Origin of the sequence: Leuconostoc rapi (assembly GCF_016908715.1) — a bacterium.
In the GTDB taxonomy this organism is placed as follows: domain Bacteria; phylum Bacillota; class Bacilli; order Lactobacillales; family Lactobacillaceae; genus Leuconostoc; species Leuconostoc rapi.
Window position 1 is genome coordinate 58,971 of sequence record NZ_JAFBEK010000006.1, and the last position, 14,886, is coordinate 73,856.

At 38.0% G+C, this 14,886-nt stretch carries 13 protein-coding genes; 1 reads left to right on the forward strand and 12 read right to left on the reverse strand.

Annotation, left to right across the window (positions count from 1 at the left end; translation table 11 throughout):
• Positions 1-66: 66 nt before the first annotated feature.
• The 7 genes from pheT to JOD28_RS06805 form a co-directional block, all read right to left on the reverse strand.
• Positions 67-2,523: a phenylalanine--tRNA ligase subunit beta gene (gene pheT, locus JOD28_RS06775; RefSeq protein WP_204770076.1), complete on the reverse strand. Its 2,457-nt coding sequence runs from the start codon at positions 2,521-2,523 to the stop codon at positions 67-69.
• A gap of 2 nt (positions 2,524-2,525) precedes the next feature.
• Complete coding sequence (pheS, locus tag JOD28_RS06780; protein ID WP_204770077.1) at positions 2,526-3,575, reverse strand: phenylalanine--tRNA ligase subunit alpha; 1,050 nt, start codon at positions 3,573-3,575, stop codon at positions 2,526-2,528.
• A gap of 376 nt (positions 3,576-3,951) precedes the next feature.
• Positions 3,952-4,296, reverse strand: coding sequence for a winged helix-turn-helix transcriptional regulator (locus JOD28_RS06785; RefSeq protein WP_204770078.1), 345 nt, complete (start codon positions 4,294-4,296; stop codon positions 3,952-3,954).
• Positions 4,297-4,368: 72 nt separating this feature from the next.
• Positions 4,369-5,235 (reverse strand): ROK family protein, encoded by an 867-nt coding sequence (locus JOD28_RS06790; protein ID WP_204770079.1) that lies wholly within the window; start codon positions 5,233-5,235, stop codon positions 4,369-4,371.
• 295 nt (positions 5,236-5,530) lie between these two features.
• The gene (locus JOD28_RS06795) at positions 5,531-5,914 is read right to left on the reverse strand and encodes a VOC family protein (protein WP_204770080.1); all 384 of its coding nucleotides are present in this window, start codon (positions 5,912-5,914) and stop codon (positions 5,531-5,533) included.
• Between the two features lie 65 nt (positions 5,915-5,979).
• Positions 5,980-6,714, reverse strand: a complete 735-nt coding sequence (locus JOD28_RS06800) for a DUF6198 family protein (RefSeq protein ID WP_204770081.1) — start codon at positions 6,712-6,714, stop codon at positions 5,980-5,982.
• Between the two features lie 4 nt (positions 6,715-6,718).
• Entirely contained in the window at positions 6,719-7,735 is a 1,017-nt protein-coding gene (locus tag JOD28_RS06805; RefSeq protein ID WP_204770082.1) for a zinc-dependent alcohol dehydrogenase family protein, read from the reverse strand.
• 190 nt (positions 7,736-7,925) lie between these two features.
• Between JOD28_RS06805 and JOD28_RS06810 the strand changes: the two genes are divergently transcribed.
• Positions 7,926-8,894 carry a LacI family DNA-binding transcriptional regulator gene (locus tag JOD28_RS06810; protein ID WP_204770083.1) on the forward strand — a complete coding sequence of 323 codons (969 nt, stop codon included), beginning with the start codon at positions 7,926-7,928 and terminating at the stop codon, positions 8,892-8,894.
• Positions 8,895-8,947: 53 nt separating this feature from the next.
• Here JOD28_RS06810 and JOD28_RS06815 read toward each other — a convergent pair whose 3' ends face one another.
• The 5 genes from JOD28_RS06815 to JOD28_RS06835 form a co-directional block, all read right to left on the reverse strand.
• Positions 8,948-9,868: a phosphoglycerate dehydrogenase gene (locus tag JOD28_RS06815; protein WP_204770084.1), complete on the reverse strand. Its 921-nt coding sequence runs from the start codon at positions 9,866-9,868 to the stop codon at positions 8,948-8,950.
• 20 nt (positions 9,869-9,888) lie between these two features.
• Positions 9,889-10,293, reverse strand: a complete 405-nt coding sequence (locus JOD28_RS06820) for a cytidine deaminase (RefSeq protein ID WP_373306169.1) — start codon at positions 10,291-10,293, stop codon at positions 9,889-9,891.
• Positions 10,294-10,398: 105 nt separating this feature from the next.
• Positions 10,399-12,186: an oligoendopeptidase F gene (gene pepF / locus JOD28_RS06825; protein WP_204770085.1), complete on the reverse strand. Its 1,788-nt coding sequence runs from the start codon at positions 12,184-12,186 to the stop codon at positions 10,399-10,401.
• 85 nt (positions 12,187-12,271) lie between these two features.
• A complete protein-coding gene (locus JOD28_RS06830; protein ID WP_204770086.1) occupies positions 12,272-13,300 on the reverse strand; it encodes a competence protein CoiA in 1,029 nt (342 codons plus the stop codon).
• 48 nt (positions 13,301-13,348) lie between these two features.
• Entirely contained in the window at positions 13,349-14,782 is a 1,434-nt protein-coding gene (locus JOD28_RS06835) for an ABC transporter substrate-binding protein/permease (protein ID WP_204770087.1), read from the reverse strand.
• Positions 14,783-14,886 lie beyond the last annotated feature (104 nt).

The window sequence follows — 14,886 nt, forward strand, 5'->3', positions numbered from 1 at the left end:
AAGTTATAGTCCAAATTCAATTATACAGTGAAAATGGCTGTAACTCAAATTAAATTAGAAATTAGATTAACGAATCTCCACATGAAGTTCGTTAATCAAGGCAGTTGTTACCTTTTCAAAATCCGCGTTGACCTCTGCTTCTAGCAATGTCCCATCGTTATCTTGATAGGTTAGTGTGTAGGCTAATGACTTTTTCCCAGAAGGTAGTTTATCCCCTTTATAGACATCAAATAACTTAATATTGACTAGTTTATCACCCGAGACTTGCGCGATTAGTGATTCAATAGTTGCATGCTTAATATCTGCGTCAACTAATAGCGCGGCATCACGACTCATCTGAGGAAAACGTGAAACCTTATGATAGTGTACATCAAGTTCTGAATTAGACATCACAGCAAACAAATTTAACTCAAATCCAAAAACTGACGATAACTTTTGAGCTTTAGTAATTAGTGGGTGTATTTGACCAACAAAACCAAGATACACCTCACCAGCATATATATCGGCCGTCTGTCCTGGATGCATGTTAACATGACGATCAGTTGCGACATAGGTCACATGATTAACACCTATTTGATTCAAATAGTCTGAGACAATGCCCTTGATATCATAGAAATCAACCGGTCGATCTGTTTTCAGTGCTTGCCAAGTCGAGTTTGCATAATTACCAGTTAAAATACCAGCAATATGTTCCATTTCAGTGGGTAATTCATTCTTTTCATTTGCTATAAAAACACGTCCTTGTTCGTAAAGTGCAATATCACGAACAAAGTGATTCACATTATAGGCCACATCTTCAAGCAAACCTGCTAATAAGTTTTGACGTGCAGTGGTACGATCTGAGCTCATTGGATAGTCTAACGTTAATAGCTTTGCTGTTGTATTTTCAGCAAATTGTTGTGCCTTTTCTGGCGTCGTCAACACATAAGAAATAGCTTGGTTCAGACCCAGACTTTCCATAATACGCCGGCTAGCACGTATTTGGCGTTGTTGTTGTGTTAATTGACCAGGCGTTGTTGGCCCATATGGCAATGTCACAGGCAGGTTATCATAACCATACAACCGTGCGATTTCTTCAATGAGATCAGCTGTAATGCCCATATCCGGACGGCGTGCTGGCAAAATTACTTCAGCATAATCGTCATGCGTTTGATAGTCAAAAGATAGTTGATCTAGAATCGCTGTTATATCACTTAAGGTCAACGCTGTTCCTAGAATTTGATTAACCCGTTGTGTTGACAGCGCGATTGTCTTAGTTGAGCGCTGAATATTTGACGCTACTACTTGCCCTCTAGCAACCTGTCCACCTGCCAATTCATCTGACAATTGCGCAGCATGATCTAGTGCTGTCAATGTATTGTCCCAATTGACACCGCGTTCAAAACGTGATGATGCCTCTGAATGTAAGTTGTGACGACGTGCTGTTGCACGAACAAGACTAGGATTAAATACTGCACTTTCTAGCACAATGTGTTTAGTTTGTCGGTCAACCTCAGAACTTTTCCCACCCATAACGCCTGCTAACATCAAAGGCTCGTCAACGGTTGCAATCACAATATCTTCACCTGATCGTAATTGACGTGTTTGCTCATCTAAGGTCACTAATTGCTCATCTTTTTTTGCACGACGAATATGTAATTCATGATGCGTTAATTTATCTAAATCAAAAGCGTGTATTGGCTGACCGTACATCAACATCATGTAATTCGTAATGTCAACAATATTATTAATTGGTCGCATGCCTGCGTTCCATAATCGCTTTTGTAACCAAAGTGGTGAATCCGTCACTGTCACATTGTTTATCACGCGTAATGCGTATTTAGGTGCTAATGAATCATCATCCAATGTAACGGTTACTTGCTCGCTGGCTAAAGACTCATACTCCACCAAATCAAAATCAGGCACCGTGACTTTTTGCTTAAGCATCGCCCCAAACTCGTAGGCAGTGCCGATCATCGATAACATATCTGCACGATTAGGTGTTAAATCTGTATCTAAAACAGGTTCATTCATTCCCAAAACTACAAGTGCATCATCCCCTGGTTTAACATGATCTTGTTCAGAAAAAATGTGTATACCATCTTCAAAATTTTTGGGTGCAATCTTGTTGTCAAAACCAATCTCTTGTAAGGCAACTAACATGCCATAAGAATCTTGACCACGTAATGTTACTTTTTCTAACGTCACCAACTCACCTGTATCATGCTTGATAATATGTGCACCAACGGTTGCCAAAATCACTAGCTGCCCTTCTGCAATATTAGGTGCCCCCGTAACAACTTGCACGAGATCAGATGTGCCAACATTCACTTGTGCTATCACCATATGATCAGAATCAGGATGGGGTTGAACCTGCATAACTTGTGCCACGATAAGACCGTCTTGTCCTTTTGCAATCGTTGTGCTCTCATTAATTTCAACACTCGTTCGTTCCACTTGCTCTGCTAAATCCGCTACAGCTGCTGGTTCCAAATTAATGGTGTTATTTAGATATTCATTCAGCCATGTCAAACTTGTTTTCATTTTCAGTTTCCTTTCCGATTAAATTGCGATAAGAATCGTATGTCATTGAGATAGAATTGGCGAATATCATCCACGCCATACTTTAGCATAGCAAACCGGTCTGGTCCTAAGCCAAAAGCGAAAGCAGAATATTTTTCAGGATCAATGCCATCCATCCTTAACACATTTGGATGTGTCATACCGGCACCCAGCACTTCAATCCATTCAATATCTTCTGGTTTCATATCTGGGGTGACTTCATTCCACGAAACGTCAACTTCGACAGAAGGCTCAGTAAATGGAAAATAAGATGGTCTCATACGGATTTGGTGTTTTTCACCAAACAATGCTTGCATAATCGAAAGTAACGTACCCTTCAAATCAGCCATTGTAATATTTTCACCAACAACCATCCCCTCAACTTGATGAAACTGATGAGAATGCGTAGCATCATCAGTATCACGACGGTACACTTTCCCAGGTGCAATCATTTTCAAAGGTCCTTTTGAAAAATCATGTTTTTCAAGTGAACGTGACTGTACGGGTGATGTCTGTGTACGCATTAAGATTTCTGGTGTGATATAAAATGTGTCTTGCATATCGCGTGCTGGATGATCTTTAGGCAAATTTTCTCGTTCAAAATTATATTCATCTGTTTCAACTTCTGGTGAATCAACTGTATCATCAATAATTTTAAAACCTAAACCAAGAAAATGTTGTTCAATTTCATCAATGATTTGTTGCAAAACATGCGGTTGTCCAACAGCATGTGAGCTGCCAGGTAATGTCACATCAATTGTTTCAGATGCTAATTGTTGATTTAATTTTGCAACTTCTTCGGCTGCTTTTTTTTCGGCTAACAAATTAGTAATTGTTTGACGTACATCATTACCAATTTCACCAACTGTTTTGCGTTCTTGAGCGGGTACATTCTTCATACCCTTAAGTAAGTTTGTTAACTCACCTTTTCTGCCTAACAAACTTACCCGTAATGATTCAATATCTACGCCAACAGTATTAATTCTTTCAATCGCTGTTGCTTTTAGCGCCGTGAGATCTTCAACTAAGCTCATAATTATTTCCTTTCAACTCCTGAATATCATGACTAATTCATAAAAAAATCCCATGCTATCAAAAAGATAACATGGGACGTTAATAACCGTGGTACCACCCAATTTTCTGGTTTACACCAGCTTTAATGACGATAACGTCGTCTGCCGTTGGCAATTAAGCCAAACACTCCTGACTGAAATTCTTTGAACGCTTTACTATGATACTTTCACCAAAAATATACCATTCGCTGAATCAAGCATGCAATTACTAGGTCATTCTCTGTGCTTAAAATATATAATTCTAATAATAATCCGTCGTATGCCGTCTATTAAAAAACGATACGTTATGACTATACTGTTAGTATATCATGCCCTATCGTCTCTGTCTTCAATATTTTTATTTTACTGGTTCGCTATTGTTAAATTTATCAGACCACTCATGTATGGCCGCCATCATAGGTCGCATTGCCTCACCAGCAGGTGTTAGCTTGTATTCAATTAAGCTAGAGTCTTCGTAAGTCACGCGATTAACGATGTTCACTGCTTCTAATTCTTTCAATCGCTCTACTAACACACGGTCTGAGCAGACTGGAATTGCACGTGAAATTTCTAAAAAACGCTTAGCCCCACCTATGAGTAGTGTTTCTATAATGAGACCATTCCATTTTCGTCCAAGAATTTGAAATGTCCTTGTAAAATTTTCGCAAAGTAAATCGTCTGTTTGTTCTGCCAATTTTGCCATATTTTTTGTCCTCGAAATGATATATACGTTAATACTAACACAAAACCGTTCTATGGACAAAAAGTAAGCAAGTTAAATGAGCGTCTTAGCAAGGTAGAAGCAACCCAAGATACCAGCATTATCACCATTTGCTACGGGTACAATATAATCGTCTAAATCTGGCACTTCCAAATAATCACTCATTTGCTTAGCAAAGCTTTCACGAATAAGTGGAAACAGGTCTTCTCGATGAGAAACGCCACCGCCAAATACAATTTTTTCAGGACGCAGGATCATCGTGTAATCTAGTGCAGCTTGTGCCAAATAATAAGCTTCAATCTTCCAAGCTAAGTGGTCAGCTGGTATTTCTTTAGCGCTCATTTGCCAACGTGCTTCAATCGCTGGTCCAGCAGCCAGTCCTTCTAAACAGTTGTCCCCGTGGAATGGGCAATGACCTTCATACGTGTCTTCTGGATGCTTTTGTAGGAAGATATGTCCTGCCTCAGGATGTCCGTAACCACTCACTAGATGACCACCAGAAACAATCCCAGCGCCCACACCAGTACCAACTGTCAAATAAACCATGTTGTTAACATCTTTTGCAGCGCCGGTTTCAAATTCCGCCCATCCAGCACCGTTAACATCTGTTGTCCAGAAATAAGGAATATCGCGCCATGCCTTCATACGTCCCAAAAAGTCATAACCTGACCAACCATGCTTAGGTGTAGCTAAGACATAGCCATATGTTTTAGAGTTAGTAACAATATCAATTGGCCCGAATGCTGCAATACCAATCGCATCAATATTATCAAATTGATCAAAAAACGCGATGACTTGATCTAATGTTTTTTCACCGTCCAGCGTTGGAAAAGCCGAACGTGCGACAATATTGTAATTTTCATCCGCGACTGCCACAACAAACTTTGTTCCACCTGCTTCAATTGCACCTAATAATCCCATTTTTTCTCTTTTCTGATACGTTATCAAACCCATATTACCTGAAAAAACAGCAATACTTGAATGATAGCATTTATTTTACACACTCGTAAATCTGTTTATTATTTAAAATTTATGAAGCGCTTACATTCCAGTGTAATCGATTATGATTACATATGTCAAGCGCTCTTCAGAATTTTTTTATGAAAATTTATTTTTTACATAATTATGCATCAAGTGTCAAATAATTTAGAATGGATAATCACTAGAACAAACAAAAAACCTCGTAATAATAAATCTACGAGGTTTGAAAAGATATTTATTTTACGATTTCACAAAATTCAACAATCACAGCATCTGGCCCCTCAACGTTGAAGAACTTAATGCCTTTTTCCCAAAAGGCTAAATGTTGTACTTCTGAATCAATTAGCTTGAAACCTTCAGCCTTTGCTGCAGCAAAGGCTGCATCTGCATCTGTTGTATCCATCGAAATATGGTTAATGGCACCAGGTTGTCCAGCTACTTCGTCTTGTTGCCACGTTTCAATCACAAGATTGTCACGCTTCATAAAGATAACATTTCCAACTGGAAAGTCGCCGGTCTTATTAAAACCAAGTTTTGTCCAAAAAGCTTCAGCGGTAGCTAAATCTTTTGTTGGAATACCAATGTGTTGCACACCTGAATAATAATCTGAAAATGACATATTATGCTCCTATACTGACATTCACAAAGACCGAAACTGTTATGTTTCACGCCTTTAAGTTCTAACTAAATACCTTGATGTTTCAAGTTAGGGAAGATATACTTATCACCCCACCCAGTGATACCACCTTGGAATAGAAAGGCAAATATTGTGCCTAAACCATAATTTGAAAAATCAGGCAAGATAATAATTGCGACAATACCAATAATTGTTGGTGGAATGTAAGATGCCCACATGGCTTTTGCAGCAGCACCCTTGAAATACTTAAATCGTAAGATTTGCATTAAATCATCTGCTGGATGCAAGATTAAATTAGTCCGTTGATAAATTGATATTGCTAGACCAATCATGACAACACCTAAGAAATTCAATAACGTATATATTACTGTGACCAAAACACTATGTGACTCTGGTAACACTTGGGAAAACGCACTAGCAAAAAAACTAATTAGCAGTGAGAACGGTACCATGAAGGCAATATTCCCAACAAACTTTTTCCAGTTAAAGTATCCTTGTAAAAACACATTCAATATAGCAATCAATACACCTACGATGAAGAATATCCAACCAAGTGTGCCATTAGATCCTTGAAAGACTGCCTTATTGAAGCCAGCCTGTGCGGCTGTCCAATATGCTGAACCTAAAAAAGTTGGGTGAATTTTTTGACTGGTAACGACTGTAAGCACATTACCTGCCGCGTTGATTATCAAAGAAAAAACAAAATATGATAAGGAAGCGCTAATCGTAAGCGTACGACCACGATTTACAGTCGCACCCTGTGTTACGTTTTTAGCGTTCATTCGATTATGCCTCTTCTCCACCAACCTTAACAACAGCCTTTGAAACAACGCCTAATTTACCATTTACGAAGTCATCAACTGTGTTATAGTCCAATTCATGTGACATCAATGATTCAACATCTAATTTACCAGATGACAACAATGCCAATGAATCTTCAAACGCATTCGGATTGATAAATGATCCTTGGATTGTTAATTGCTTTTGGAAGACTTCATAAGTATTCATTTCAAACTTAGCATCAGGACCACCGACACCAAACATCAACACTTGTCCGCCACGTGCGGCTGCTTCAATAGCTGCTTCTTGTGTTTGTGGCATACCTACAGCTTCAATGACAACATCATATTCAGCATCAGGAATTTTGTCACCGTTCTTTGTGTTGAAGATATTTTTAGCACCAAACTTTTCCTTGTTCATTGCAAGCTTTTCATCAACAATACCAGCCAAATCAACTTGGTGGATACCATATGCTTGCAAAATTTGTACGAACAATTCACCCATGAAGCCATCACCAATAACCAACGCCTTTTGATAAGGTGTTACCTTAAGCAATTGAATACCATGAACGGCACATGAAATGGGTTCAACAACAGCAGCTGACTTCAATGATACGTTATCAGGAATTGGATAAACAACTGAGGCTGGTGCTGTAAAGTATTCTTCAAAACCACCATCACGTGTAACCCCAACAGCTGATAAGTTTTCGCATAATTCTGGACGTCCTGTACGGCAGTACTTGCATTGTCCACAATAAATGTTAGGATCTACTGTTACGCGATCACCCACTTTAACATTTGTAACTGCTGAACCGATTTCAGCGACAACACCTGAATTTTCATGTCCCAAAACGATGGGAGGAACGGCTGGTGCTGAACCAGGCAAACCAGCGTACAAGGCATGATCTGTACCACAAATACCTGCAAAGGCTGTATGAATCTTGACCTCGTTTGGTTTAACTTCTGGTTGGTTAATGTCTTGTAACTCTAGCGACTTGATGCCTGTTAATACTAATGCTTCCATGATAATCTCCTTTTTCTGTTTGTGATTACTGTAACTTACATGGACAATACTAAACCTTACATTTTTATTTGTCAAGCGCTATTCAGGAAAATCAAAACATTCCAAAAATATAACTAAAAACAGTGTATAATGGTATAGAATGAAAGCAAAAATCTAGAGATTATTATCTCCAACAGTATGGAGGCCTATTATGGTTGCAAAACTAAGTGACGTCGCTGAATTAGCTGGCGTTTCAGTAACAACAGTATCACGTGTGATTAACAGTTACGGTTCATTAAGTCAAAAAACAATTGATAAAGTTCACGCAGCAATGCGTGAACTACGCTATCAACCTAATGCTATGGCGCGTTCATTGCAAGGAAAATCCTCACAGTTTATTGGATTGATTTTTCCTAATATTGAAAACCCTTTTTTCACAGCTTTAGTAGCTGAAATTGAAGAACTGCTATTTGCAAAAGGCTACAAAGTTATTATTGCCACAAGCTCAAATGATATTGAAAAAGAACAGCAATATTTGCAAATGTTAGCTGCTAACCAAGTTGAAGGAATTATTACTTCTTCTCACAATCCAAATATTGACAGTTACAAAGACAGTTTCTTGCCTATTGTTTCATATGATCGTTACCTTTCAGATACGATTCCAATCGTTTCTGAAGATAATTATCGCGGTGGTCATCTCCTTGGCGAGTACCTTGTATCAACTGGTGCAAAAAACATATTAATGCTACGTGATGATGATAATTCCAATTCACCCACTGCAAAGCGGTATCAAGGATTTACCGAAGCAACGTCCAACAAAAGTCATTTAACAACATTTGATTTCGATTCAAACCTTGTATCCAACGGTGGCGATATGCAAGCTATTGTTGATATTGTTGTTGACAATAAAATTGATGGCATCTTCGCCTTTAACGATATGATGGCCATTCAACTTCAAAATGCACTTCGTAAAGCTAATTTACGTGTACCAGAGGACGTGAACGTTGTTGGCTATGATGGTTCGCCCATTGTGCAATTACTTCATCCGGACCTACCAACAATTATCCAGCCCATCCATGAAGCTGCTCAACGTTTAATTGATACACTTTTCAATGAAATCAATAATGAACCAGCGCTATCAAACAATGTCTTACCCGTTAAATTACACATACCAGAATGATTTAAAAAAATATCCCCAAACATCTTGATTTGATGTTTGGGGATATTTTATTTTTAATCATTCACTTTAAAATGTGGCGCTTCATTATTTAAAACACGTACAACTTCTTGAGCTGCGACAAGCCCCACTTTATCAAACGCCTCACGCGATTTAGCTGCAACGTGCGGCGTTACAAAAACATTGGGCAATGCCAACAACTCATTGTTACTGGCAATAGGCTCATTTTCAACAACATCCAAACCAGCACCAGCAATCGTACCCAACTTAAGCGCAGTTATTAGTGCCTGTTCGTCCACAACGGATCCACGAGCAATGTTAACCAAGACAGCGTTTGTTTTCATTTTCTCAAAAACATCAGCATTGATCATATGATACGTTTTTGGTGTAGAGGGTAACGCCAAAACGATAAAATCAGATTCTGTATAAATTTCTTCTAATGTGGCCATGTGCCCATTTTTAACCAGTTTATCATGTCGTGCATAGGCCAAAACGTTAACATTAAAACCAGTTAGTAATTCGTCTATTTTTTGCCCAATAGCACCAAAGCCAATAATCCCGATTGTTTTGTTAGTTATTTCCTGACTAATTGGTACATTGCCTAGGGTTTCAGTAATACTTTGCCGTTGTTGATAAAATGCACGACCTGCCATCAGCATGTGCATAACTGCTGTTTCTGCAACGGCTGTTGCATTAGCACCTGGTGTATTTGTAACCACAATATGATGTGCAGAGGCATCTTCTAAATTAACATTATCATACCCAACACCAAAACGCGCAATAATCTTGAGTTGTGGCAACTTTGACATGATGGCATCTGCGACAGGATGCATCATCAATATCATACCATCAACATCTGGATAGTCCGTAAAGTCACTTACCTCTTGCTGCTTATTGATAATCACTTCAATATGATTCGACTCGAGATATGTCACAACAGATTGTGTAATACCTTCAAACACTAATACTTTTTTCATGATTCCTCCTCTAATATTTTTTATTTCAATATACTGAATGATCCTGGCATTAATTCAGCGATATTCGTTTGAATTTCTTTGCCTGAATCATTAATCAGCCAAATGGGCATTTTCGGATCAAAGAATTCAACCATTACTTGCCGACAGGCACCACATGGCGCGATGGGTTCATCTGTCCGACCAGCAATTACCAACCCTTCAAATTGTTGGTTTCCTGCCGCAATTGCACTAAAAATTGCTGTACGTTCCGCGCAGTTTGTTAAACCAAATGACACATTTTCAATATTTATGCCTTTAAATATTTCGCCAGATGCCGTCAATAGTGCAGCACCGACTGGAAAATGAGAATACGGTGTATAAGTGTGATCAAGTGCCTCTAAGGCAACAGTCACTAGTTCACGTGGCGCAGTTTTTTTAGTCATCATTTGTTGTCGATCCATTTCATAAAATCGTGTTTTTTAAAAAAAACACTTTGATTATTATATTTTCTTAAAATTAGATTATTTTCCATGTAAACTATTAAATTTCAATTATTTTACTAATAACTTTTCTAATTGATCAAGACGTGATTCAAAAACGCTAAAGGCCTGTTTTAAATAATCAGATCGATTCATATCTACACCAGCGCGTGAAATAATATTTAGTGGATAATCAGAAGACCCTGCCTTCAAATAAGTTTTGTAAGCTTCTGCGCCATTATTGTTAATAATACGGTCGGCTAATGTTGTTGCTGCTGCTTCTCCAGTTGCATACTGATAAACATAATAATTATAATAAAAATGTGGTATACGCGTCCATTCGTAGGCTATTTCTTCATCTGGGAACAAATCTGGCCCATAGTATCGTTGATTCAAAGCCGCATAGTAAGTACTCATTTTATCGGCAGTTAGGGCTTCTCCTGCAGCACTTTGCTCATGAATCCAGTCTTCAAATTCTGCAAATTGCGTTTGACGAAATACCGTCCCTTTAAAGCCGTCAAGATACTGATTCAAAACATAAGCTTGAAACTTAGGATCATCATTTGTTTTGAGCAAATAATCAGTTAATAGGCTTTCATTCGTTGTAGAAGCAATTTCTGCAAGAAAAATCGGATAGTCACCGTAATGATAAGCTTGTTGATGACGTGTCATATAAGAATGCACCGAATGCCCCATTTCATGGGCTAACGTATAGACATTATTCAAATTATTTTGCCAATTTAATAAAATAAATGGCTTTGTATCATAAGTGCCACTTGAATAAGCACCTGAGCGTTTCCCTTTGTTTTCTACGACGTCAATCCAACGCTCATCAAATGCTTTTTGAACAATTTCAAGATAGTCTTGACCTAATGGCGCCAATGCAGCCAGGACAATTTCTTTCGCACGATCATATGTCACTTCAAATTCAACCTCATCGACCAACGGCACATATAAATCATAAGAATGAACATCTTCAACGCCTAGTATCTTTCGACGTAAAGCAACAAATCGATGTAACAGTGGTAGATTTTCATCTACTGTTTGCCTTAACGTCTCAAAAACAGATGTTGGCAAGCTGTGCGGTAAAATAGCTGCTTCACGTGCAGAATTATAATGACGTACTTTTGCTAAAAAGTTATGTCCCTTAACATGTGACGACAATGTTGATGCAAACGTATTTTGCAGCTTAATATAACTATCATACAAAGTTTCAAAGGCTTCACGACGCAAATTACGTGACTTAGATTCAAGCAATAAACTGTACAATCCATTAGTTAAAGGTACAATTTCACCATCTTCTGTGTGCACATCAGCAAATGTCATGTCAGAATTGTCTAGCACACCAAATGTATTTTCTGATGCACTGAGAATATCACTCACTCCTGCTAGCAATCCTTCTTGATCTGCGGGTAATGTATGTGGTTTTTGTGCTTGTAACGTCTCAAACAAATGTGTATATGGTTGCAAGCCCTCTGTTGTTAAAAAGCGTGCCAAAGTATCATCTGATATATTTAAGACCTCTGGCTGAAAATAAGCTGTTGCTTCGCTGACTTCTGCCCAAAGCCCCTGTACCCGAGTATTAAAAGCCGCATACGTTTGATTAGTCGTGTCCTGGTCGTAAATTTGATGTGCGTACACATAAACCTTTTCTAACTGACGTTCTATCTTAAGATCGGCTTCTAAAGCGTCTTGAAGTATCGTTGCAGAATCACCAACATGGCCCACAAATTGTTTTAACTCTTTTAAATCTTGTTGTATTGTACTAAAGGCGATTTCCCATTGTTCATCAGACACAAAAATAGTGCTTAAATCCCAAGTTAATTTTTCAGGTACTTCATTACGTAATAGTTGTGCCATAGTTTTGATATTCAGTACTGGGATATGTAAACTATCCGCCGTACTGATATTTCTCCTTTTAACGATATGTTACTTCATTTTATCACTATTTTCTCACTTTACCTAGTTTTTCTTGTAATGAAGGGTACCATGTCAATAATTGGCGAACTAGTATATATTGCCCTTTTTTAAAAATAATATTGCGCTGTTCTAGATCGAATATTATTAAGGCGATTTGCTCATATTTGAACGCCACATCCCCCCGTAAATATTGGGTTAATTTCATAATGATATATTGTTGATGAACAACATGCCCGACCCCAACATGTTCAATCATTAACACCATCAATAAGCGCCAATGCCAATTAGGAATAAGTAACCCAAAAGTATTTCCTTGATGAATCCAGACCGGCGCAGTTAAGAGTAACCGCCCACTTTCATAAAGATACCGTACCAGTTTTTCATCCACACGCTTTTGAAACACAAGATGTTGTAACTTATAGATTTGCTTTTGCGTGTTTGTTGTCACTATTTGTGCGATTTGTTTGGGATGACTTAACTGTTCACTATATTTTTCTGTATACCGTACGCGTTCAAAATCATATTTCACAAAGTTTGTACGATATACGAATTTGCCAATATCAGGTAAATAAAAACGGATACTATTTTGCGCTAAAAATTTAAAAATAGTTTTTTGTGTCATATTTTTAACAAAATAGTTTTGCCCCAACAACCAAACAACATGAATATTTTGACTCTTATAGCCTGCATTTCGTTCATCAAGTCTTTTTTGTGAAATAGGGCTGCATTGATATTCAATTGCAATATACTTTTCCTTTCGTTTAATGAGAATATCAGGTCGTTGATTGATTTCAGGCAAGACGGCTTCAATGACAATTTCGCCATACGGTTGTAATTTACTTGCTAACTGTAATTTTCCTGATAAATGCTGTGCCGTTTCATTCTCTGAAAAAGTCGCACAATTAGAATTATTTTGATGTGCAAAATGTTTTTGATTAATTTCTCCACTTCTAAGGATGACTCTCTCTTGGCACCCAGGACATAAGAATTGTTGTTGTTTATTAGCTTCTGTTGCAAGAATATATTTTCTATCCTGATTAAGCGCAATAATCATAAAAGCACCTCCAATTCATTATACGAATTAGACGTGCTTTTGACGAAATTACTTTATTTTATTTTCTACCCAGTTGCTTAACCAAGTTAACAGCGTAATGACAATCAGGTAAATGATTGCAATAATCGCCCAGACACGGAATCCTTGTGAATTACGAGCAACGATTAACGTACCTGTTTGAGTTAATTCTAACAAGCCAATCGCTGATAAAATAGACGTATCTTTCAGCGTAATGATAAATTGATTAATAAAACTTGGCACCATAATGCGTAAACCTTGTGGCATAATGACTTTACGCATGGCATGACCATACGGTAAACCTAATGATCGTGCTGCTTCCATCTGACCACGATCTACTGCCTCAAAACCGCCACGTACGAAAGCACCAGTGTAGGCACCCTCATTTAAAATCAAAGTGATGATACCTGCCGTAAAGGCGGGAATTTTAATTCCTGTCACGCCAGGCAAGCCAATATAAATGAAAAATGCCAAAACCATCAAAGGTAACCCACGGAACAAATAAATAATCGTCGTTGAAATACCGCGAACCCACTTAAACTCACTAATACCCAACACACCAAGTAAAACTCCCCACAAAGAAGCTAATACAATAGCTATAACAGTTAATTTAATTGTTTGCCACAGACCCTTTAGTAAAGCGTTTTGGTTCGATTTTAGGATGCCTAAAATCGAACTATTGTCTTTTTTACTTCCTGAAAAAGTCGCCTGCTTAGCACCTAAATATTTGGTTACAATTTTATCATAGCTACCATCTTTTTTAATAGCGGCAAATCCCCTATTAAATGAAGCAAGAAGGGCCTTGTTCTGACCTTTTTCAACAGCGAAGCCGTAAGATCCAGCATTACCTGGGTTATTAGCATTCATTACTGTTAAAGACATACCATTTTTAATTGCATATTGTATCACTGGCATATCTTCAAATGTTGCTGCAGAATTACCGACTGAAACATCATTATACATTGTATCAGTATCATTAAAATACTTGATCTTAAAACCATATTTTGATTGCAAGGACTTCCCATATTCTGAAGCAGCCGTCCCAGTTTTCAATGCAACCGTTTGACCCTTTAAATCAGCCAAAGATTTAATCTTACTATGCTTTTTAACAATCCAAGCAACCCCTGTTTTATAATATGGTGTCGAAAAATCATAGACTTCGCGACGTTCAGGTGTAATAGACATACCCGCAATAATACCATCTGCTTGACCATTAGACACGAGTTGTGCCGCAGAGTTAAAGCTCATTGGCCGCATGGTATATGTAAAGCCTTCTCGTTTAGCAACTGCCGCCATGGTATCTTGTTCAATACCCACATAATTATTGTTTTTATCTTGAAATGTAAAAGGCGCGTAAGTCGCATCAGTTGTGATAATATAATGTGGTTCCGCTGCTTTGGCAGTCGGAACAAAGGTCAATAAAGCAACCAGTGCAACTAATCCCAGTAAATATTTTTTAAACATGTTGATAAAATTCTCCCCTCTTTCTACTGCCTATACGCCATAAAAAAGTCGACCATGTGGCCGGCTTTTTAAATGGTTGAACACACCTAAATTATTCCTATCAC